At 62.3% G+C, this 21,344-nt stretch carries 18 protein-coding genes; 5 read left to right on the top strand and 13 right to left on the bottom strand.

Annotated features, from left to right (window positions below):
• On the top strand, window positions 1-740 hold a 740-nt coding region (locus EOB59_RS27665; protein ID WP_164895768.1), incomplete at its 5' end, for an ABC transporter ATP-binding protein.
• 20 nt (window positions 741-760) lie between these two features.
• A complete protein-coding gene (locus EOB59_RS27660; protein ID WP_128289689.1) occupies window positions 761-1,519 on the top strand; it encodes an MBL fold metallo-hydrolase in 759 nt (252 codons plus the stop codon).
• A 5-nt stretch (window positions 1,520-1,524) separates the two neighbouring features.
• Here EOB59_RS27660 and EOB59_RS27655 read toward each other — a convergent pair whose 3' ends face one another.
• The 5 genes from EOB59_RS27655 to EOB59_RS35375 form a co-directional block, all read right to left on the bottom strand.
• Window positions 1,525-2,226 carry a TetR/AcrR family transcriptional regulator gene (locus EOB59_RS27655; RefSeq protein WP_013531378.1) on the bottom strand — a complete coding sequence of 234 codons (702 nt, stop codon included), beginning with the start codon at window positions 2,224-2,226 and terminating at the stop codon, window positions 1,525-1,527.
• Window positions 2,227-2,340: 114 nt separating this feature from the next.
• Entirely contained in the window at window positions 2,341-3,768 is a 1,428-nt protein-coding gene (locus EOB59_RS27650) for an amidase (protein WP_128289688.1), read from the bottom strand.
• Between the two features lie 88 nt (window positions 3,769-3,856).
• Window positions 3,857-4,891 carry an extracellular solute-binding protein gene (locus EOB59_RS27645; protein ID WP_128289687.1) on the bottom strand — a complete coding sequence of 345 codons (1,035 nt, stop codon included), beginning with the start codon at window positions 4,889-4,891 and terminating at the stop codon, window positions 3,857-3,859.
• A gap of 363 nt (window positions 4,892-5,254) precedes the next feature.
• Window positions 5,255-6,226 (bottom strand): NAD-dependent epimerase/dehydratase family protein, encoded by a 972-nt coding sequence (locus tag EOB59_RS27640; protein ID WP_128289686.1) that lies wholly within the window; start codon window positions 6,224-6,226, stop codon window positions 5,255-5,257.
• Between the two features lie 274 nt (window positions 6,227-6,500).
• Window positions 6,501-6,665: a hypothetical protein gene (locus EOB59_RS35375; protein ID WP_164748845.1), complete on the bottom strand. Its 165-nt coding sequence runs from the start codon at window positions 6,663-6,665 to the stop codon at window positions 6,501-6,503.
• A gap of 290 nt (window positions 6,666-6,955) precedes the next feature.
• On the opposite strand from EOB59_RS35375, the gene EOB59_RS27635 reads away from it, so the two are divergent.
• Window positions 6,956-7,729 carry an NAD kinase gene (locus EOB59_RS27635; RefSeq protein ID WP_023812117.1) on the top strand — a complete coding sequence of 258 codons (774 nt, stop codon included), beginning with the start codon at window positions 6,956-6,958 and terminating at the stop codon, window positions 7,727-7,729.
• 192 nt (window positions 7,730-7,921) lie between these two features.
• The gene (locus EOB59_RS27630) at window positions 7,922-9,508 is read left to right on the top strand and encodes a DEAD/DEAH box helicase (RefSeq protein ID WP_164895767.1); all 1,587 of its coding nucleotides are present in this window, start codon (window positions 7,922-7,924) and stop codon (window positions 9,506-9,508) included.
• 72 nt (window positions 9,509-9,580) lie between these two features.
• Here the strand turns inward: EOB59_RS27630 and EOB59_RS27625 are convergent, their stop codons facing one another.
• From EOB59_RS27625 to EOB59_RS27590, 8 genes are all read right to left on the bottom strand, one after another.
• Window positions 9,581-10,186 (bottom strand): hypothetical protein, encoded by a 606-nt coding sequence (locus EOB59_RS27625; RefSeq protein WP_128289685.1) that lies wholly within the window; start codon window positions 10,184-10,186, stop codon window positions 9,581-9,583.
• Window positions 10,187-10,412: 226 nt separating this feature from the next.
• Window positions 10,413-11,063, bottom strand: a complete 651-nt coding sequence (locus EOB59_RS27620; protein WP_013531371.1) for an OmpA family protein — start codon at window positions 11,061-11,063, stop codon at window positions 10,413-10,415.
• Between the two features lie 176 nt (window positions 11,064-11,239).
• Window positions 11,240-11,608 (bottom strand): GFA family protein, encoded by a 369-nt coding sequence (locus EOB59_RS27615; RefSeq protein ID WP_128289684.1) that lies wholly within the window; start codon window positions 11,606-11,608, stop codon window positions 11,240-11,242.
• 158 nt (window positions 11,609-11,766) lie between these two features.
• The gene (locus EOB59_RS27610; protein ID WP_023812122.1) at window positions 11,767-12,144 is read right to left on the bottom strand and encodes a hypothetical protein; all 378 of its coding nucleotides are present in this window, start codon (window positions 12,142-12,144) and stop codon (window positions 11,767-11,769) included.
• A gap of 286 nt (window positions 12,145-12,430) precedes the next feature.
• Window positions 12,431-12,850: a GFA family protein gene (locus EOB59_RS27605; protein ID WP_128289683.1), complete on the bottom strand. Its 420-nt coding sequence runs from the start codon at window positions 12,848-12,850 to the stop codon at window positions 12,431-12,433.
• 79 nt (window positions 12,851-12,929) lie between these two features.
• A protein-coding gene (prfB, locus tag EOB59_RS27600) for a peptide chain release factor 2 (RefSeq protein WP_127272597.1) occupies window positions 12,930-14,061 on the bottom strand; the annotation gives its coding sequence in 2 pieces (ribosomal slippage) (window positions 12,930-13,994 and window positions 13,996-14,061; 1,131 coding nt in all).
• 118 nt (window positions 14,062-14,179) lie between these two features.
• Window positions 14,180-16,636, bottom strand: a complete 2,457-nt coding sequence (locus EOB59_RS27595) for a penicillin-binding protein 1A (RefSeq protein ID WP_127395903.1) — start codon at window positions 16,634-16,636, stop codon at window positions 14,180-14,182.
• A 214-nt stretch (window positions 16,637-16,850) separates the two neighbouring features.
• Window positions 16,851-18,113 (bottom strand): N-acetylmuramoyl-L-alanine amidase, encoded by a 1,263-nt coding sequence (locus EOB59_RS27590; RefSeq protein ID WP_127395904.1) that lies wholly within the window; start codon window positions 18,111-18,113, stop codon window positions 16,851-16,853.
• A 653-nt stretch (window positions 18,114-18,766) separates the two neighbouring features.
• Between EOB59_RS27590 and EOB59_RS27585 the strand changes: the two genes are divergently transcribed.
• Window positions 18,767-21,344, top strand: a 2,578-nt coding sequence (locus EOB59_RS27585; protein ID WP_164895766.1) for a ribonuclease E/G, incomplete at its 3' end; no start/stop codon positions are given.

Below are 21,344 nucleotides of genomic sequence, written 5' to 3'. Positions count from 1 at the left end.
GTACGACGCGCGCTGCAAAGGCGCGTGAGGCGTTGGCGCTGGTCGGATTGGCTGTCGCCTTCGACAAGAAGCCGCACCAGCTCTCCGGCGGCCAGCGGCAGCGCGTGGCGCTGGCGCGGGCGCTGGTGATCGAGCCGGCGGTGCTTCTGCTCGACGAGCCGCTCGGCGCGCTCGATCTCAAATTACGCAGGCAGATGCAGGACGAGTTGAAAGCGATCCAGAAGCGCGTCGGCACCGCCTTCATCCACGTCACCCACGACCAGGAAGAAGCGATGGCGCTGGCCAACCATTGTGTGGTGATGAATGACGGGCGCATCGAGGACGAAGGCCCGCCCGAGCGCGTCTATCACAGGCCGGCGACGCGCTTTTCCGCCACCTTCATGGGCGAAAGCTCGATCCTTGCCGGCACAGTCACAGAGGCGAAGGAGAGGACAAGCACCGTCGCCACGCCCGTCGGGCCGGTCTCGCTGCCCGGCGCGCTGCCGGTGGGCTCCGCCGTTGCGCTGGCCATACGGCCGGAGCATCTTGTCCTCGGCGAGGCCAGCGGCGGTGTCAGGCTCGGCACGGCTGAGGTGAGCGATGTCGTCTTCCAGGGCAGCTTCAAGCGCGTGCTTGCGGTTTCCATCGAGGACCCCTCGCTTCACTTCATCGCCAAATTGCCCGCGACGGCGGCCGTCCAGCCGGACGACACGGTCGCGATTTCCTGCAATACCGACCAGATTATTCTGCTGACGGACTGAGCTTTTCTGACGGATTGAACATGGCAACACTTCCGCTCATCGAGGCACCCGACTGGTACGACACCATCCGCATGAGCGATGGCGTGACCTTGATCCACGAGCCGTGGATAAAACCGTTCTTCCGCTGCAATATGTGGCATGTGCGCGGTCGCGATCGCGATCTCCTCTTCGACACCGGCCTCGGCCATTTCAGCCTCCGGCGTCACGTGCCGCTGGTGAGCGAGCGCAAGCTGATTTGCGTCGCCAGCCACACGCATTTCGACCATATCGGTTGCCACCACGAATTTCCCGAGCGATGCGTGCACGCCGCCGAGGCCGGCATCCTCGCCGATCCGCGCAATGAATGGACGGCAGCCGGCACCTATGCGACCGACGAGATGTTCGATTGCATGCCGCAAGGCTGGGACACGGCGCGCTACGGCATTTTGCCTGCGCCCGCCGGCCGTTTGCTCGACCAGGGCGATGTCGTCGATCTCGGCGACCGTGCCTTCGAGGTGATCCACACGCCCGGCCATTCGCCCGGCGGCATCGCGCTCTACGAAAACAGGACGGGCATCCTGTTATCTGGCGACATCATCTATGACGGCCCGCTGATCGACGATGTCTACCACTCAGACATTCCCGACTACATGGCGACGCTGATGCGCCTGCGCGACCTCGATGTCTCGGTCGTGCATGGCGGCCATTTTCCCAGCTTCGGCAAGGTGCGCTACCGCCAGCTTGTCGACGAGTATCTGGCGCAGAAGCGGCAGGCCGGCTGCCATCTGCGGCAGCCCTGAAGCAGTTAGCGCATCAGTTCGAAATGCCGCGGGAACGCCTGATGCAGCAGGAGCAGCATGGTCTTGCGCAGCACGTTGGTGTCACGGCTGGACGGATTGAGATGATCCCAGTACCAGGCGCCATGAACCAGATAATTCAGGCTCTCCGACAGCGTGTCGATGTCGACGCCGGTATAACCGCCACTGCGCGAAATCTCGATCAGCAGCTCGCGCGCCTCGGCGGTGTAGGCAAGGTCGCTCGGCAGGCCGATTTCGTTGTAGATCTGCATGCTCTTGCGGTCGCTGGAAAACACGACAAAAACTGAAACCCATTTCGGATGCTGGCGGGCGAAACGTTGCGCGCAATCGACCGCGCCCAGAGCCCGCTCAACCGGCGACAGGCCGGGCGCCCGCACCAACGTCACCCACAGCTCATCGTATCGATCGCTGAGATACTGCAGGACGGCGCGAAACAGGTTCTCCTTGCTGCGGAAATGGAAGACGACCAGGGCATTGGACGAGCCGACATGTTCGGCGATGCGCTGCATGGTGACGCTTGCCAGCCCCTCCTCCGCGATGAGTTCGATGGTGGCGTCGATGATCCGCTGCACGCTGGCTTCGCCGCGCTCGCGCCGACGGTCCTTGGGCGGCGCGGCATCGTTTGCCGCACGCCCATTCTTCGCCGTTGCGCCTTTGCGTTTTGCCGCCGCAGCCTTTTGTTGCGCCATCTTCGTCCAGCTCCTTTCGGACCTTCTGGCGCGATCACCGGCGCCACCACAGATTCGTCTATTCGAGGTGTCCGGCGTCGGCTCTCCAACCGCGGCAAGAGCCGCATCGCCCTGTTATAGCGACGGACGCGTTTCGGCGTTTGTGTACCACTGCCCGTTGGCCGTCTCATAGGCCATGGCCGCTCGGAAAACATCGGCATCGCAATAGGTGCGGCCGACGATCTGGATGCCTGTCGGCACGCCGCTTGCCGCCCGACCCGAAGGGATGGACAGAACCGGACAACGGCTCATCATGTTGAACGGCGTCGTCATCACCCATCCCAACGACGGGTTCACCTGCTTACCGTTGATCTCGACCGTACCCGTGGTCTGATCGAACTCCGCCGGCACGGAGGGAAGCGCGTTGGTCGGGCAGATCAGCACATCGTAGGTCTCCAGCAGCGGCCCCAGCGTCTGGTACATCCTGGCCGCCACGTCGAGTGTTCCGACAAAGTCCGTCGCCTTCGACTTTTGCCCGTCCTCGGCGAACTGCCTGGCATAGCTCGTCATGTCCTTGCCGTGCTTCTTGAGCAGCTGCGACAGCGATGCGCCGAACAGATGCTCGAGATAGGCCATGCCCGCCCTGAGCACTTCGTCGCCCCAGCCCAGATCGACTTCCTCGACCGTGGCGCCGAGCGAACGGAACACATCGCAGGCGGCAAGCGTGTTCTTGCGCACGTCCGGGTCGACTTCGAAAGAACCAAGGTCCATCGAGAAAGCAATCTTCCAGCCCTTGATCGGCTTGTAATCGAGCGGCAGGCGCAGTTTCGGGCGCAGCGTGGCGATGTCGAGCGGGCTTGGTCCGGCCATCACATTCTGCAGCAGGATCGCATCCCCGACGTTTCGCGCCAGCGGTCCGGTGTGGCAGTAGAAGTCGAGGTTGAATGGCGGCTCGTCCGGATTGCGCCCGTAAGGCGGCTTGAAGCCGACAAGACCGCAGGCCGACGCGGGAATCCGGATCGATCCCGCAATGTCCGAACCGGTGGCGATCGACGACGTGCCGGATGCCAGCGTCGCCGCGGAGCCTCCCGACGAACCACCGGGCGTGAAATCCGGGTTCCACGGATTGCGCGTCACGCCCCAGCGTTTCGACCAGGTGTAGCCGGCGCAGCTGAATTCAGGCGTCGCCGTGCGGGCATGGACAATGCCTCCGGCCTTGATGATGCGCTCGTTCATCGTCGAGGTATGGCCACCGATAGCATCCCCGGACAGCAGCGAGCCGTGCGAGGTCGGCTTGCCCTTGATGTAGCTCTCGTCCTTGATGCCGATCGGCAGGCCCTCGAGCGCCCCGGTCTTGGCACCGCTGGCGTATTTCGCCTCGGCTTTCCTGGCCAGGTCCATCGCCTCGTCGAAATGCGTGAAGGTGAGGCAGTTGATCGTCGCCTTGGTTGCCTCGGCGCGGCGGATAGTGGCCTGCATCAGTTCGACGGGCGAAAGCTTCTTCGCCTTGAACAGCCGCAGCGCCTCGCTGGCCGGCATGTAGCAAAGGTCGAGATCGGTCATGGGAAGTCTCCTGCGATCTGCGCATCGCGTTTGGCATGGACGGGAGATGACCGCGCCGCGTGCGGCGGCGCGGGAAAGCCGGGTCAGGTCATTTCTGCAGGTCGGTCCAGATCTTCGTGTAGAGCGCCTGCACGTCGGGCGGGCAGGCCAGCATGAACTGGCCCTTGGCGGCGAACTCGGCGGGGATGTTGACTTCCGGTGCGGTCTTCATGTCGTCGGGCATGAAGGCTTCCGAGCCCTTGATGCCGTTCGAATAACGCGCAAAGGCTGAGATCAGCGCCGCATTCTGCGGATCCATGATGAAGTTCTGGAACAGCTTGGCGTTGTCGACATTCTTGGCGTCCTTGAGGACAGCGACATTGTCCATCCAGATCGGATAGCCTTCCTTGGGATAGCCATAGACGATCTTGTCGTTCTCAAGCCGCTCGCGCAGCGATATGCCGTTCCAGTTGACGCCCGCGGCGATGTCGCCCCTGCCCAGGCCATCGACGGCCGCATAATCGAGCGAAAGCCATTTCGCCTTCGCCTCCACCAGCTTGTCATGCACCTTCTTCAGCATCTGCATGTCGCTGCTGCAATATTTGCCACCCTCGTAAGCGATGGCGAGGAACATGATGTCACCCATTTCGGGTACGACATTGATCTTGCCGACGAGTTCGGGAGGTGGGTCGAGGAAGATCGCCGATGTGTTCGGATCGCCGGCATAGACCGACTTGTTCACCGAAATGCCGGTCGTGCCCCACTGCCATGGAACGGTGTATTTACGGCCTGGATCGAATGGAACATCGACCCACCTGGGATCGACGTTCTTGAAGTTTTCCATCTTGTTGGGATCGGTCTCCAAGAGCAGACCTTCGCTGATCCAGACCGGCACGACGCTCGCCGAAGGCACGACGATGTCATAGCCGGAGGCGCCCTGCCGGACCTTGGCCAAGGCGGCATCGTTGGAGTCATAGTCGGTGACGGTGACCTTGACCTTGTAGGTCTCCTCGAACTTCTTGATCAGGTCGGGGCTGGTGTAGTTGCCCCAATTGTAGATGTTGAGCTCGCCGTCGGCACGGGCCACGCCCGTGACAGTCAGCAGCGACAGGCCGATGGCCGTCGCGGTCAGTTTCCAGTTCATGCTGCATGCTCCCATTGTTGGGACCGGCGGCACTACGGCCCCAGGTCCGTTTCCTGCTGACGAAAAGATGGCCGCGGCAATGCCGACCGGCTCGAGCCCGGCCGTCGACATCGCAGTTGCGGCATGCGGCGCGCCGGCAACGGCAAGCCGCATCGTGGTCGAGATATTTCCCTCTTCATGTGGCCATTCACCGGCTGGCGCCGGCTGTCCAACTCAATTCGCGACCTCAGGAGTAACTATGACTAAACATACAGTCAATATCTTTCCGCGGGTACGGCCGTTGCTCGGCGATTGACGATGCGCCCGATGAGATGGTGACTGAGTGAGCAGGCAGAAAGAGGTTTAGCCGCGATACCGGACGCGTCAGGCCGTGGAGGCCGAAATGCTCGCGGCCGCAATTCGCTGGCGGAACCAATCGAAGGTGCGCCCGATGCCTTCCTGATAGCTCGTCCTCGCTTCCCAGCCAGGAAGGACATGCCTCGCCAAAGTCAGGTCCGGACACCGATTTGTCGGATCCTGGGGAGCTGGAGGGTGGTGCTCGATGCGGCTGCCGGGGACAAGCGATCTTACGAATTCCGCGATGCGCAGGACCGAAACCTCGTGGTCGTTGCCAATGTTCAGAGGACCGCGATGCGAGACGCCGTCGCGCCAGAAGTAACGTTCCAGCCCCTCGACGGTGTCGTCGACATAACCCCAACTGCGCGATTGGGAGCCGTCGCCATAAACCGTCAGAACCCCGGTTGTCAGTGCCTGGATGGCAAAATTCGAGACGGCGCGTCCGTCGTCGATGCGGGTTCGTGGCCCATATGTGTTGAATATCCTGACGACGCGAATGTCGAGCCCGCCGACCCGCTGCTGCTCGAACAGCAATGCCTCTGTGCAGCGCTTGCTTTCATCATAGGAAGCCCTGGGACCGGTGCAGTCCACCGATCCCCTGTAACTCTCGGGTTGCGGTGAAACCAGGGGGTCGCCGTAGACTTCCGAGGTCGAGGCGAAGCAGAAGCGACCGCCGGGCTTGAGCAGCGTCAGGAGATTGAGCGCGCCGCCGATATTGGCCTTGATCGTGCGTAGCGGCTCGCGCATGTACCAAAGCGGCGACGCCGGCGACGCGAGATGGATGATCTCATCGAAGCGCTGAAGGGATGAAAAGCTTTCGGCGTCGGCAATCTGCAGATCGAAACGCGGATCGGCGACATGCGCGATGTTGTCTCGCGTCCCGGTCCAAAGATTGTCGACGACGACCAGCTTTTCCACATCGCTTCGCCGCAACAGACGGTCGACCAGATGCGAGCCCAGGAAACCGCAGCCGCCAGAGATCAACACGCTGCGTGACATGGAAAACCCCCGCTCCAGACATCGGCCAGTCAACGAGCCCAGGGCTTGTTTCCCAACAACAGCGGATGCGAGCTACCCAAAAGCCTTTCCGCCAATCGATGCACCCATCTACACCGCCAAGCGCCGCGAGTGCAAACAGCAAGCCTTCACAAGTGGAACGTGCGGCGGCCGACCGGCCTCTGCTGTTAAGCAGAGAAACTGCCGCGCGATGTCGCGCATCGAAGCGACCGCCGATGCTGCCCGTCATCGCGAGGATGATCAGGACATTTCAGGGCTACAGCGCCCTTTGCGGGCATGGCGCCCCGGCTGCATCACCACAGCGCGACGCCGTGGGCTGCGGCCGGAAGCTCGTCTCTTCGGACTGGCGCACCAGTTCGGCAAAGAGCAGCGCGAAGCTTCCCAGCATCAGGAAGACGATGATCAGGCGTGTTACCGGCAATATGTCGGCCTCGACTGGCTAGCCCCCACGCCACCCATCCACTGCCGGCTAACATGACCGATCCGGCTTTACGAGACTTTAAGGCCCGTCTTAACCATCACATTCGCGTAGCCTTTGACATGATACGCGAACGGCATGCCCGCATCCGCCGACCGGCATGGCCGTACCATCCGGGATGGCGTTGCCATCCGGGATGGCACCTCCCTTTGCAGACGTACCCCGCCCATGCTACCCCGGCGCTGGCGCGGCCCAGCAACGGGCCGCTGCCAATCGGTCGTCATCGGGGAGCCATGAGCAAAGCCGCCAGCCGCATCGCCTTCGTCTCGTCCGACACCGCTGACGCCAAGACGGCGCTGGAAAGCCTGTCGGCGCGCTATGGCCAGTCTTCCGTCGAGGAGGCCGGGATCGTCGTTGCGCTTGGGGGTGACGGCTTCCTGCTGCAGACCCTGCGCGACACGATGGGGACCGGCAAGAAGGTCTACGGCATGAACCGTGGCACCATCGGCTTCCTAATGAACGAGTATCGCTCCGGTGGCCTCACAGAGCGTCTCGAGGCCGCCGTCGCCGAAACGATCCGCCCGCTGGAGATGCTGGCCGTGACCTCGGAAGGCGAAACGATTTCAGCACTGGCGATCAACGAGGTGGCGCTGTGGCGCCAGTCGTACCAGACGGCCAAGATCCGCATCACCGTCGACGAACAGGTCCGGCTTGAGGAACTGAACTGCGACGGCGTCATGATCGCAACCCCGGCCGGGTCCACCGCCTACAATCTTTCGGCGCATGGACCGATCCTGCCGCTCGACGCGCCGCTGCTGGCGCTGACCCCGGTCAGCCCGTTTCGCCCGCGCCGCTGGCGCGGCGCGCTGCTCTCCAACAAGGCGACCGTCCGCTTCGACATCCGCGAGCCGGAAAAGCGGCCGGTAAACGCCGCCGCCGACCATACCGAGGTCAAGGCCGTGACCTCGGTGACGGTGCGAGAATCACCAACGGCGACAGCAACGTTGCTGTTCGATCCCAATCATTCCTGGAACGAGCGTATTCTCGCCGAACAGTTCCGCTATTGAGCCGACGCTGCGACCGACAGGTCGATTAAGCATCCCGATTAAGGTTACAACTTCACAATCGTGCCATTGCTGCCCGTTTCTGTTGACAAATCGAGGGCTTGCTCCTAATTGCAATACCAATCTTGCAGGCGCGTGGCGCTTGCCGCGACAGACGCCGTTGCGCCTCCCCGAACCAGCCAAAGACAACAACACTTGTCCTCAGACACCACGACCGCTCCAGAAGCGTTGACCTTTTCAGACCTCGGCCTGTCGCCGAAGGTCCTTTCCGCAGTCACCGACGCCGGCTACACCGAGCCGACGCCGATCCAGGCGGGCGCCATTCCGCATGCCCTGCTGGGCAAGGACGTGCTGGGCATTGCCCAGACCGGCACCGGCAAGACGGCCTCCTTCGTGTTGCCGATGCTCACAAGGCTGGAAAAGGGCCGCGCCCGCGCTCGCATGCCGCGCACGCTCATTCTGGAGCCCACGCGCGAGCTCGCCGCTCAGGTCGAGGAAAACTTCGTCAAATACGGCAAGAACCACAAGCTCAACATCGCGCTTCTGATCGGCGGCGTGTCGTTCGACGAACAGGACAAGAAGCTGGAGCGTGGCGCCGACGTGCTGATCGCGACACCCGGCCGTCTGCTCGATCACCGCGAGCGCGGCAAGCTGTTGCTCAACGGCGTCGAGATCCTCGTCATCGACGAAGCGGACCGCATGCTCGACATGGGCTTCATTCCCGACATCGAGCGCATCTGCGAAATGATCCCGTTCACCAGGCAGACGCTGTTCTTTTCGGCGACGATGCCGCCCGAAATCACCAAGCTCACCGAAAAGTTCCTGCATGCGCCGATACGAGTCGAGGTCTCGAAGGCCGCGTCCGCAGCGACCAACATCACCCAACGGCTGGTCAAATCAGGCTCCAAGCCATGGGACAAGCGCGAGACGCTGCGCAATTTGATCAAGGCCGAAGACGCAGAACTGAAGAACGCCATCATCTTCTGCAACCGCAAGGTCGAAGTGTCGGAGCTGTTCCGCTCGCTGCTGAAGCATGATTTCGACGCCGGTGCGCTGCATGGCGACATGGACCAGCGCGCGCGCATGCAGATGCTGGCCAATTTCCGCGACGGCAAGCTGCGCTACCTCGTCGCTTCCGACGTTGCCGCGCGCGGCCTCGACATCCCCGATGTCAGCCATGTCTTCAACTATGACGTGCCGATCCACGCCGAGGACTATGTCCACCGTATCGGCCGCACCGGACGCGCCGGACGCTCCGGAAAATCCTTCACCATCGCGACCAAATCTGACACCAAATACATCGATGCCATCGAACGTCTGATCGGCAACAAGATCGAGTGGCATGACGGCGACTTGTCGACGGTGGTTGCCAGCGAAGGCGAGGACGATGCTCCGCGCCGTGGCAAGGGCGCGCCGCGCCGTGCCGGCCGCAAGGACGACGACCGCGGCAGGGAAAAGAGCGGCGAGCGCAAACCGCGCGAACGCCACGCCAAGCGCAGCGAAGATGCCGCACCGGAAACAGTGCGCGAGGATCAGCCGGTGGCCGAGGCCGCAGCCGCCGACATCGGCGAACGGCGTTCGCGCAAAGAAGCGATCCGTTCGGAAAACACCGAGCGCAAATCATCCGATCGCAATGAACAGCGCGCACCCGAACGCGGCGACACCCGGCCGCAGCGCGACAACAGCCGCCCTGCCCGCCAACGCCACCAGGAAGACAATGATTCCACCGTTGGCTTCGGCGACGACATGCCGGCCTTCATGCGGATCGTCGCCAAGGTCTGATCCCGACAGCTTCGAAAGCAAGCGAGCCATCGGGCTTGCCTTCTTGGCAAAGCTTCCAGCCTGGCTCGTCCGTTACATCGGCCCAGGCATCATCTTGGTCGGTTTTTCCAGCATCGGAAACTCGGCCTTGTTGCATTTCACGTTCGGGTTCGTCGGGCTGAACATGCCGTTCGGATTGTCCCCGAGCCAGGCATGAAGGTCGTAGTGGACGAACTCCTTCGGGATGAGAGGGTAGTGCCCCTCCATAGGTCCCATGAAGGTTTGGCCAAACAGCTTGGGCGGCTCCTTGGTGTCCGGCGTCAGCGGCACCAGCCATTCCACTCCGACCAACTTCAGGCCTTTCTTGGTCGGCTCGTAGATCAGCACGTTCGGCCTCATCGGATCGAGCTTCTGGCCGACACTCAGGACATTGACGAAGTGGATGCCCATGGCGCCCTTCGGGTAGTCCATCGCGCCCGGTATCTTTTCTCCGCTGTAGTGGACGCAGCCGACCGTCGACAGATAGAGGTCGCGGACGGCAGCGGTGTAATCCTCATATTTGGCGAGCGACTTCTTCAAGGCTTCGATGTCGGCCTTGTTGGCGTCCTCGGCCCGAGCCGAAGCAACGTTCAGCCACGCGCCTACCAAACCTGTCAAAACGAGGACGCCGCAGCGCCCAAGGCTGGCTGTTCTTGTCATGCATTCCTCCCAGATTTCTGATCTGGCCGTGCAAGACCGAGGCGGAAAAATGCTGATTGCGCGGCCAGTGACACCGCCTCATCCCCTCAGGAACAGCGATGATGCTATTCCTTTCCATAGCTGCGGGAAAGATGTATTTTAGCAATAACTAATTGAATAACACCAATATCCGCTCAAACAAAAACGGCCCCCATGGGAGCCGTTTCGCATTGGTTTGCCGTACAAATCAGGTGAGCGGCGAAAGCTGGATCTCGACGCGGCGGTTTTGGGCGCGACCTTCGGCCGTGGCATTGGACGCGACCGGGCGCGTCTTGCCGAAGCCGGTGACTGCGAAGCGCCGCTGATCCACGCCCTGACCGGACAGATAGTTCGCCACCGCCAAAGCACGACGCTGCGACAGATCGAAATTGTGCTGGTCGCCACCGGTCGAATCGGTGTGGCCGAACACGTCGACTGTGGTCTGCTTGAACTTCTTCAGCACAAGCGCGACAGAGTTCAGGACTTGGTAGAAGCCGGGCTTCACCGCATCCTGGTCCGAGTTGAAGGTGATGTCGGACGGCATGTTGAGGATGATCTGGTCGCCGCTGCGGGTGACGCTGACGCCGGTGCCCTCGAGTTGCCGGCGCAGTTCGGCCTCGTTCTGGTCCATGGTGGCGCCGATGGCGCCGCCGGCCAGCGCGCCGATGCCGGCGCCGATCAATGCGTTGCGGCGGTCGTTGCCGCCGGCAAGCAGGCCAAGGCTGGCACCCGCCAAGGCACCAAGGCCGGCGCCGGCCGCCGTATTGGAAATCTTCTGGTCGCCCGTATACGGATCGGTGGTGGTGCAGGCGCTCACGAGCACAGCCGTCGCCACGACGACGAGCACAGTCTTTTTCATAGGATGGTCCCTCTCCAAGTCACGCCTTGCGGTGGCGCCAAATCAGCCCTTCCCGCGACTTGTACCACGAATTGCGGCGAAAAGCGGAACGGCGAAAGCGCCGCTGACGGCTTTTCCCGAGGGACCGATACACGGTAATAGCGCCGCATCGCCGGGCCGCAATCGTTGGGATCAGGCTACCAGAGATTCTTGCCGTCTATGACCACCACTTCGACATTGTCGAGATCGAAATCGTCGAACAGTCGCGCGTTGACGCTGATCTTGGGATTGTCGAAATCCGGCTCGCCGGTCGACCAGTCCGGCGTTTCGGTAAAGGTGCCGCAGCCGCAGGTGGCGCAAAAACCGTGCTTTACGGTTTTCGATCCCCAGCGGTAGAAAGAGACGCTCTCCATCGGGCTGGTGAGCTTGAATTGCGAAGGCACGTAGTAGGCCCAGAGCGAGCCGCGTTTCGAGCAGAAAGAACAGGTGCATTGCGTCACCGTCTGCGGTGCCTGCGAAACCTCGAATGTCGTCGCCTTGCAATGACAGCTTGCCTTGATGGTCATCAACGAACTCCTCCTGTCGCCCGCCGCCCTGTGCGGCAAAGGCAGCATAAAGAGGTTCTCCTGACAACTGTCTGTCAGCAGGCATCACCCGAACCGCGCAAACCCGGCCTGCGGCCCCGGTCACACGCGACCGCGGACGTCCGACCGCCGTCCTGTCGTCAATAAGAGCGCGGCGGCACGAACAGGCAGATTGTCTTGCCGGCGTCGAGGCCCGCTTGGTGCGCACACCAATGGAACTCGCCGTCCGGGCTGTCCTTGACACGCTTGTCGGTCATTGGAACGATCTCACCCGTTCCGGCGATGACATAGCCCTCGGGTTTCTCCAGCACTTCGCCTGTATGGGTCGTGCGACAATCATAGTTGGCGCAGCATGCGAAGGGATAACTCCAGCCCTGTGGCTTTGCCGCCGTGGGTGTGGCGTCATGCGCGAAGGCGGGTGCCGTCAGCATTGCCATCGCGCCGATCGCGAACAGGGAAAACAAAAGTCGGCCAGCCGGTTGAACGGCATTGGCCGATCTGAGTGTGGCAGCAGACATGACGCGTTCCTTTCAAACGAGCTCAAGCGTTTCGCTTGCCCGTTCCCGGAACGTATCTTCCCAGTGGCCGGATCGTCGGGTCGCAGATATGCCGCGTCCGGCCATAAATGCTTTTTCTCTCCCAGCGTTTGGATGCTGGGCTGATTCCTTGGTCGGCGCAAGAAGATGCATTCCCGACGTCGTTCTATAAACGTCAGGTATCCGCTACCGCCGACGAGATGAGGCCAAGGTCAATTCCCGGCAAACGGGCGTCGAATAAACGGAATTGGCCCGCTGTGGTTCCAGCCTATTGCTGGTCAGAGCCGGCAATCACGTGCTCTTGATGCTGCGGCAGGTCATCGGTGATGGTGAACCAGCCCGCCTTCGAACCGACGAAGATGTGCTCGGTCGGGCGGATGGACGGGTCGTCGACGAGCGTTCCCATGGCGACATGGACGTAGGCGCCGTCGCGCACCAGCGAATAAAGCAAGGAGCCGCACCGGCCGCAATGCGCGTTATGGCCGCTTTCGTCGCCAAAGATCAGGAGCTTGTCCCCGCCTTCGGTGAGGACAAGCTTTTCACGCTCGATACCGGCGAAAGGCTTGAAGGCTGATCCGGTGGTGCGCCGGCAGTCCGAACAATGGCAATTCGCGGCATAGAGGAATTCGTCGGCGACCTCGTAGTGAACCGCGCCGCAAAAGCACTTTCCGGTGAGCTTGCTCGCCAATCCTCTCCTCCGTCGCTGTGGTGCGCAGGGGTATGTTCAGATTGAGGTCAGGCTAGCCTCACCTGAATATGGACATATCCTAATCCAGGTCTGCTACGGCTTCGCCCGCACCGCCTTCGATGCGCTGCGACAACGAGGCTTCCATGAAATCGTCGAGGTCGCCATCGAGCACGCTCGACGGGCTGGTGCTCTCGACGCCGGTGCGGAGATCCTTCACCAGCTGGTAGGGCTGCAGCACATAGGACCGTATCTGGTGACCCCAGCCTATATCGCTCTTCGACGCTTCGGTGGCGTTTGCAACCGCCTCGCGCTTCTTCAGCTCTTCCTCGTAAAGGCGCGAGCGCAGCATCTCCCAGGCCTTGGCCTTGTTCTTGTGCTGCGAACGTTCGGCCTGGCAGGCAACCGCAATGCCGGTGGCCAGATGCGTGATGCGCACGGCCGAATCGGTGGTGTTGACGTGCTGGCCGCCCGAGCCGGACGAGCGATAAGTATCGATGCGGACATCGGATTCGGAGACGTCGATCTCGATCGTGTCGTCGATGACCGGATAGACCCAGACGCTGGCGAAGGACGTATGCCGGCGCGCATTGCTGTCATAGGGCGAAATACGCACCAGGCGATGAACGCCCGATTCCGTCTTCATCCAGCCATAGGCATTGTGGCCTTTGATCATCAACGTGGCCGACTTGATGCCGGCCTCTTCGCCGTCATGCATTTCCAGCACTTCGACCTTGAAGCGACGACGCTCGGCCCAGCGCGTGTACATGCGCAGCAGCATCGAGGCCCAGTCCTGGCTTTCGGTGCCGCCGGCACCGGCATGGATTTCGAGATAGGTGTCGTTGGAATCTGCTTCACCCGACAGCAGCGTCTCGACCTGGCGGGCCTTCGCTTCGCCTTGCATCGAGCGGATCGCGGCTTCCGCCTCGGCGATCACGCCCTCATCGCGCTCTTCCTCGCCGAGCTCGATCAGGCCGATATTGTCTTCCAGCGCCTGCGTCAGGCCTTTCACCGAGGCGATGCCCTCTTCGAGGCCCTGGCGCTCGCGCATCAGCTTCTGCGCTTCCAGCGGCTCGTTCCAGAGGCTGGCGTCCTCGGCGCGCACATTGAGGTATTCAAGCCGCTTTATGGCCTGATCCCAGTCAAAGATGCCTCCTCAGCAGGGTTATCGCCTGCCTGATCTCGTCGACAATATTCTGCGTTTCCGCGCGCATGGTTGGCTGTTCTGTCCTGTTTGCTGAAGTCGGTCGGCGCGATACATAGGCAGGCCGCCGCCGGCTGTAAAGCAAAATGGGCTGGCGCCAAGGCCAGCCCATCCGCTCATGAAAATCGTCAGTAGAGGCCGCCGCCGCCGGACTGGATGGCCTGGTTGGCCTGCGGTGATAACGCGCCACCGGTGGCATTGGAGCCGTCGGCGCCCATGCCGATGACCCAATAGCTGTCGGCGGGACCGGTACCCGGCTTGAAGGCTTCGATGATGGTGCCCGGATCGCCCGATGCGGCACGCATGCCGGTCTTGCGGTTGATGGCGACAAGGTTCATGCCTTCGGGCACCTTGAAGTCGACATTGGGCGTGCCGTCCAGCGCCACCCGCATGAAGTCCTTGAAGATCGGGGCCGCGAGGCCACCACCGGTGGCGCCATGGCCGAGTCCGCGCGGCGTGTCGTAGCCCATGTAGAGGCCGACGACGAGGTTGGGCGTGTAACCGATGAACCAGGCGTCCTTTTCGTCGTTGGTCGTTCCGGTCTTGCCGGCGATGTGACGGCCGAGTTCACTGATGGTGGCGCCGGTGCCGCGTTGCACGACACCTTCCATCATCGAGGTGATCTGGTAGGCCGTCATCGGATCGAGCACCTGCTCGGAATTGTCGACGAGTTCCGGCTCCGGCTGGTTCTGCCATTCGGGCGCATTGCAGCCCTGGCAGCCACGTTCGTCCTGCTTGAACACCGTCTTGCCGTAGCGGTCCTGGATGCGGTCGATGAGCGACGGTTTGATCGACTTGCCGCCATTGGCCATGATCGAATAGGCCGACACCATGCGCATCACGGTGGTTTCGCCTGAACCCAGCGCCATCGGCAGATAGGGTGCCAGATGGTCGTAGACACCGAAGCGCTCGGCATATTCGACGACCAGCTTCATGCCCATGTCATTGGCAAGCCGCACCGTCATCAAGTTGCGCGACTTCTCGATGCCGGAGCGCAGGGTCGCCGGACCGGCGACGGTGCCGTCATAGTTCTTGGGCGTCCAGCTCGTGTTGCCGCTCTGGATCGTGATCGGCCCGTCCATGATCACCGAGGCCGGCGTATAGCCATTGTCGAGTGCGGCCGAATAGACGATCGGCTTGAACGAGGAGCCCGGCTGGCGCATGGCTTGCGTGGCACGGTTGAATTCGGACTGCGCATAGGAGAAGCCGCCGACCATGGCCAGCACGCGGCCGGTGTGCGGGTCCATGGCGATCAGGCCGCCTTCCACTTCGGGCACCTGGCGCAGGCTGTAGGCGCCATCGGCACCATCGTTTTTCTGCACGAAGATGACGTCGCCCGGCTTCAGCACCTCCGCCGGCGACTTGGCCTTGACGGTCTTGCCGGCAACCACATGGCGCATGGCAAAACCCATGTCCTCCTTGCTGATGGTGCCTTCGACGCGCTCCTTGACGATCTCGCCCGACGCCTGCCGTGCGGGCTGCAGGCCGATCGACAGCCCGGTCGCCGAACTGTCGAGCACGACGGCGAGCGACCATTCGGGAACATCCTCCAGCCCCTTGACGGCGCCAAGCGGCACGCCCCAGTCGCCCGACACGTCGATCGATGTTACCGGCCCGCGATAGCCGCGCAGCGTGTCGTATTTCATCAACCCGTTCTGCATCGATTTGCGGGCAATGAGCTGGATCTTCGGATCGAGCGTGGTGCGGACGGAGAGGCCGCCTTCGTAAAGCGCGTTCTCGCCGTAGCGGGCGATGATCTGGCGGCGCACCTCTTCGGTGAAGTACTCGCCGGCGAACAGATAGGTGCCACTGCGGCGCGGCGTCACGCCCAACGGCTCGGCCTTGGCCTTGTTGCCTTCCTCACGCGTGACGTAGCCGTTCTCGACCATCTGGTCGATGACCCAGTTGCGGCGCTCGATCGCGCGATCGGCATGCTTGAAAGGGTGGTAGTTGTTCGGCCCCTTGGGCAGCGAGGCCAGGTAGGCGGCCTCGGCCACGGACAGTTCGTTGACCGACTTGTCGAAATAGGTCAGCGCCGCACCGGCGACGCCATAGGCGCCGAAACCGAAGAAGATCTCGTTGAGGTAGAGCTCGAGAATGCGATCCTTGGGATAGGCCTGCTCGATGCGGAAGGCGAGGATCATCTCCTTGATCTTGCGCTCGTAGGTCTGGTCCGAGGACAACAGGAAGTTCTTCGCCACCTGCTGGGTGATCGTCGAGGCGCCGACCTGACGCCGGCCCGAGCCGAGATTCTGCAGGTTGACGATGATGGCGCGGCCGAGGCCGGTCACATCGATGCCCGGGTGATTGTAGAAATTCTTGTCTTCGGCCGACAGGAAGGCCGCCTTGACGCGGTCCGGTATGGCCTGGATCGGCAAATACAGGCGCCGTTCGCGCGCGTATTCGGCCATCAGCGCGCCGTCCGACGCATGGATGCGGGTGGTCACCGGCGGCTCGTATTTGGCCAGCACCTCGTAGTCGGGCAGATCTTTCGACAAATGGCCGATGTAGATCGCAACGCCCGCCGCGACCAAAAGGGCCAGCGTCGTGCCGATGCCGAAAAAATAGCCAATGAGACGAATCATACCCGCTCCAGTCCTTGGTTCGGGAATTTCCTAAACGAAGCCGCCTTTCGCGCAAGCTTTCGAGCCGGTCCCAATCCGTAATCGAAAACCCTTGTCGCCGCCATGTGGACAAAATACGGCAATGCCTGATTTCGCGGTCGCGAGTCGGAAATAAAAAGCATTGGGTGTTGTCGTCGCGCAACGCCGCCTCTGGTTGCAGGCGCCGCCGGTCATGTCAACCTCCGGTTCCCGGTCCGGCCTTGGCCGACGCGAACAGCGCGACGGCGTTGGTTATACTCTGGGCCGCCTTGCCGCGCCAGTCGGCGTTGAGCAACTGCGCCTCGTCCTTGGCGTTCGAGAGATAACCGAGTTCGACCAGCACCGACGGCACGTCGGGTGCCTTGAGCACCTTGAAGCCCGCCGAACGCTGCGGATTGTTGATGAGGCCGACGCTGGTCGACAACTGGCCAACCAGCGTGTGGGCGAAACTCATCGAGAAATTGTGCGTTTCGCGGCGGATCAGGTCGATCAGGATGTCGGTGACTTCCTTGTTGTCGTTCTTGATTTCCATGCCGGCGAACTGATCGGAGAGGTTTTCTCGGTCGGCAAGCGCCTGCGCCTCGGGGTCCGAAGCCTTGTCGGAGACGGTGTAGACGGTGGCGCCGCGAATGCCCTTGACGCTGATCGTGTCGGCATGGATCGAAATAAGCAGGTCGGCCTCATGCTGACGGGCGATGCGCACGCGGTCATCAAGACGCAGGAATTCGTCTGTGTCGCGCGTCATGAACACATCATAATTGCCAACGGCTGCGAGTTTGTCGCGCAGCTCCGTGGCGAAGGCCAGCGTGACATTCTTCTCGATGGTGCCGTTCAGGCCCTCGGCACCGCCGTCGATGCCGCCATGGCCGGGATCGATGACGACGGTGAACCGATGACCCGGATTGGAAACCGGTCCGGTGCCGACCCGCCCTCCCTTGTCGGTCGAAACGGTCGATCCGGTGGTCAGCGCCTGGTTGGCCAGCGCCACGTCGAACTCGCGCTCGGATGCCGCCGACATGTCGATGGCAATGCGGTAGCCGGTTCCGTCCTCGTTCTTGAGCACGTCGAGCTTGTCGACGGCGAACGGTCCCTTGCCGGTGAGGATCAGCCGCGAAACGCCCTCGCCGAGCGCGCCCAGGCGCACGCCCTTGACCAGGCCCCGCGCCTTCAAGTCCTTGGCATCAACGGCGAATCTCGTATTCGCGAGATCGATGACAAGGCGGTTGGGACCGCGCAGCAGGAACCATTTGATATCGGGTTCGCGATCGAAGTCCATGACGATGCGCATCTTGGTGGCATCGCCAGCCATCTTGTAACCTTTTGCCACGAGCGGAGCGTCGGCGGCATTGGCTTTTGAGGACAAGGCAGATGAGACCGCCAGCAGCAGCAAGAGGCAGAAAGCGGCCAGGATCCGGCCGCCGACACGACATCCCTTGTCTGTGAAGTCCGCCAATCCCATCTCTCTTCCAGTCGCTCCCGGTTTGGCGCCCGGCGCCGGGTCGTTTCGTCGAAATGCCGGTTAGGCCGCGAACTCGATTAACGATTGGTATCCAGAGAAGGTTAACCAAGCCTTTTCATGCAAGGGCGGCAAGCTGGCTTACGCTACGGAACGGCTTTTTGCCGGCATCGGAAATCGGGGTTGCCTTCCACCCCGCCAAATCATAAAAGCGATGGTGGATCACTGCAATCCTGGAACCGCCCTCCTCCGCAGCTTCTTGCTACAGGGTCAGACGTAAAGGCGGCTCCTTTCGCTTTAGGCGAAAAGGGTTCAGGTGATCGCGACGAATTTCGCAGGCGTGCTCCCGTGGCGGGGGAATCGCCTGCGTGAGGAAAACGGCCGGGTTTGTTCCCGCGCCGGCTCTGTAGGAGCAAACAAGCTGGTCCGGTTCATCCGGGCTTTGGTTCAAAAGGTTCTGTTGGTGACGATGGCTTCAAGCGCAATCATGGAAAGGTCCGCATCAAACCGCGCCATTATGGCTGCGGGCGGCACCGCCATGGCGCTCAAGCGGCGGCCGACGGACGATCAAATATCCGGCACCCACATCCCAGGCACGCAGCAGCAGGCTTTGCCTCGCAAGCTGCGGCTGACGGCTGCCGGGGGGAAACGAAATAATGCCCAACAAAATGCTGATAGACGCCTCCCACCCGGAGGAAACACGCGTCGTCGTCGTACGCGGTAACCGTATTGAAGAATTCGACTTTGAATCCCAGGACAAGAAGCAGCTCAAAGGAAACATCTACCTAGCCCGCGTAACGCGCGTAGAGCCCTCCCTTCAGGCAGCCTTTGTCGAATATGGCGGCAACCGTCACGGTTTTCTCGCCTTCAGTGAAATTCACCCCGACTACTACCAGATTCCGGTCGCCGATCGTCAGGCACTGCTGCGCGCGGAAGCGCAGGAGGCTGAGGACGAAGAGAACGAGGACGGCGACGGCGATGATCGCCAGAGCCGCGATCGCGGACGGCGCGGCCGCCGGCGCGGCGGCAAGCCCCGCGACCGGGGTGAGCACAAGCGCGATGCAGCCGATTCCAGCGAGGCAAGCGACACTGCCGACGAGGCGGAAGAGGGCGCCGACGCTGGTTTCGAGGAGATCTCGCACACGTCCGAGATCATCGAACATGCGGCCGATGCGTCCGAACATGCCGATGCGTCCGAACATGGCCAGGATTCCGCCGAGCAGGACGAAGGCGAAACCCGCGAAGGCGGTCCGACGTCGATCGCCGCCTCGGTCGAGGCCGATGTGATTTCCGAAGCCGTTCCGCAGGCCGGACAAGGCAGCGAGGCGACCTCCGGCGACAATGATCGCGGCATGCTGGAAGAAGTGCAGTCCTCGCATCCGGACGATCACGAGGTCGAATCGGTCGGCGCCGAGGACGCGCTGGAAGAAGTGCGCAACCGCCGCAAGCCGGTGCGCCGCCAGTACAAGATCCAGGAAGTGATCAAGCGCCGGCAGATCCTCTTGGTGCAGGTCGTCAAGGAAGAGCGCGGCAACAAGGGTGCGGCACTGACCACCTATCTGTCGCTTGCCGGCCGCTATTCGGTGCTGATGCCGAACACGGCGCGTGGCGGCGGCATTTCGCGCAAGATCACCAGCGCGGTCGACCGCAAGCGCCTGAAGGAGGTCGTTGCCGATCTCGAAGTGCCGCAGGGCATGGGCGTGATCCTGCGCACCGCCGGCGAGAGCCGCACCAAGGCCGAGATCAAGCGCGATTACGAATATCTGATGCGGCTTTGGGAAAATGTCCGCAATCTCACCTTGCAGTCCACGGCCCCTGCCCTGGTCTACGAGGAAGGCAGCCTGATCAAGCGCTCGGTGCGCGACCTCTATAACAAGGATATCGACGAGATTCTTGTCTCCGGCGAGGAAGGCTATCGCGAGGCCAAGGACTTCATGCGCATGCTGATGCCGAGCCACGCCAAGGTGGTTCAGCCGTTCCGCGACACGACGCCGATCTTCGTGCGCAACGGCATCGAGGCACAGCTCGACCGCATGCTGCAGCCGCAGGTGACGCTGAAGAGCGGCGGCTACATCATCATCAACCAGACCGAGGCGCTGGTTGCCATCGATGTGAATTCGGGCCGCTCCACCAAGGAGCACTCGATCGAGGACACCGCACTCCACACCAATCTGGAAGCGGCCGAGGAAGTCGCGCGTCAGCTCAGGCTACGCGATCTCGCCGGCTTGATCGTCATCGACTTCATCGACATGGAGGAGAACCGCAACAACCGCTCCGTCGAGAAGCGGTTGAAGGATCACCTCAAGAACGATCGTGCGCGCATCCAGGTCGGCCGTATCTCGCATTTCGGCCTGATGGAGATGTCCCGCCAGCGCATCCGCGCCAGCGTGCTGGAATCGACAATGAAGCCTTGCCCGCATTGCGGCGGCACCGGCCATGTGCGCTCCGATTCGTCGGTCGCGCTGATGGTGGTGCGGGCGATTGAGGAATTCCTGCTCAAGGATTCCCGCAGCCACATCACGGTGCGGACGCCGGCGGCGACCGCACTCTACGTGCTCAATCACAAGCGCGGCACGCTGGTCGAACTCGAAAGCCGCTTCGGGCTGACGATCACCGTCGAGGCCGACGATTCGGTGGGTTCGCAGCACTATGCGATCTTCCGCGGCGCGCTGGCTGAAAAGCCGGAAGGCTTCGTCGAGGCGCGCAGCTTCCCGGCCTATGTCGAGCCGGAAGAGCCCGAGGACGAGATTGTCGTCGTCGAGGAAGATGACGAGGCGCCGGTGCAGGCCGAACAGCCACGCCAGCAGCCGCAGCAACAACAGCCCCGGCCCGCTGCCGGTGGCGAGGAAGGCGACGGCCGCGACCGCAAGCGCCGCAAGCGTCGGCGCCGGCGCGGCGGCAAGGATCGCGATCGCGAACATGGCGCCCCTGCGGACGGTGCTTCCGTCTCGGCTCCGGCCGGTGAGTTTTCGGACCCGGACTCGGCCGCCAGCGATGGCGACACGGAAACGGACGACAATGCCCCTGTCGGTGTTGCCGAAACGTCTGAGACAGCTGAAGCTTCGGACGAAGGCCAGGGCAAAAAGCGCCGGCGCGGCAAGCGCGGCGGCAAGCGCAACCGTCGCGAAGACGGTGAAGGCGAGGCTGAGGCAAGTGCTGGCGAAACAGCAGACGCGCCTGAAGGCGAAGTCCGGGCAACCGAGGTGATCGCCGGCGAGCCGGTCGTTGCTGCAC

This window comes from Mesorhizobium sp. M7A.F.Ca.MR.176.00.0.0 (assembly GCF_004023165.1).
In the GTDB taxonomy this organism is placed as follows: Bacteria; Pseudomonadota; Alphaproteobacteria; order Rhizobiales; family Rhizobiaceae; genus Mesorhizobium.
Note: the sequence above shows the minus strand (reverse complement) of the source record. Positions and strands in the feature narration are given on the sequence as shown.

Bases quoted from the DNA above. Each gene is read 5' to 3' on its own strand.
- EOB59_RS27625 (WP_128289685.1), bottom strand. From the start codon at position 10,186: ATGACAAGAACAGCCAGCCTTGGGCGCTGCGGCGTCCTCGTTTTGACA.
- EOB59_RS27640 (WP_128289686.1), bottom strand. From the start codon at position 6,226: ATGTCACGCAGCGTGTTGATCTCTGGCGGCTGCGGTTTCCTGGGCTCG.
- EOB59_RS27610 (WP_023812122.1), bottom strand. From the start codon at position 12,144: ATGTCTGCTGCCACACTCAGATCGGCCAATGCCGTTCAACCGGCTGGC.
- EOB59_RS27620 (WP_013531371.1), bottom strand. From the start codon at position 11,063: ATGAAAAAGACTGTGCTCGTCGTCGTGGCGACGGCTGTGCTCGTGAGC.
- EOB59_RS27655 (WP_013531378.1), bottom strand. From the start codon at position 2,226: ATGGCGCAACAAAAGGCTGCGGCGGCAAAACGCAAAGGCGCAACGGCG.
- EOB59_RS27645 (WP_128289687.1), bottom strand. From the start codon at position 4,891: ATGAACTGGAAACTGACCGCGACGGCCATCGGCCTGTCGCTGCTGACT.
- EOB59_RS27590 (WP_127395904.1), bottom strand. From the start codon at position 18,113: ATGGGATTGGCGGACTTCACAGACAAGGGATGTCGTGTCGGCGGCCGG.
- EOB59_RS27615 (WP_128289684.1), bottom strand. From the start codon at position 11,608: ATGACCATCAAGGCAAGCTGTCATTGCAAGGCGACGACATTCGAGGTT.
- EOB59_RS27595 (WP_127395903.1), bottom strand. From the start codon at position 16,636: ATGATTCGTCTCATTGGCTATTTTTTCGGCATCGGCACGACGCTGGCC.
- EOB59_RS27650 (WP_128289688.1), bottom strand. From the start codon at position 3,768: ATGACCGATCTCGACCTTTGCTACATGCCGGCCAGCGAGGCGCTGCGG.
- EOB59_RS27635 (WP_023812117.1), top strand. From the start codon at position 6,956: ATGAGCAAAGCCGCCAGCCGCATCGCCTTCGTCTCGTCCGACACCGCT.
- EOB59_RS27660 (WP_128289689.1), top strand. From the start codon at position 761: ATGGCAACACTTCCGCTCATCGAGGCACCCGACTGGTACGACACCATC.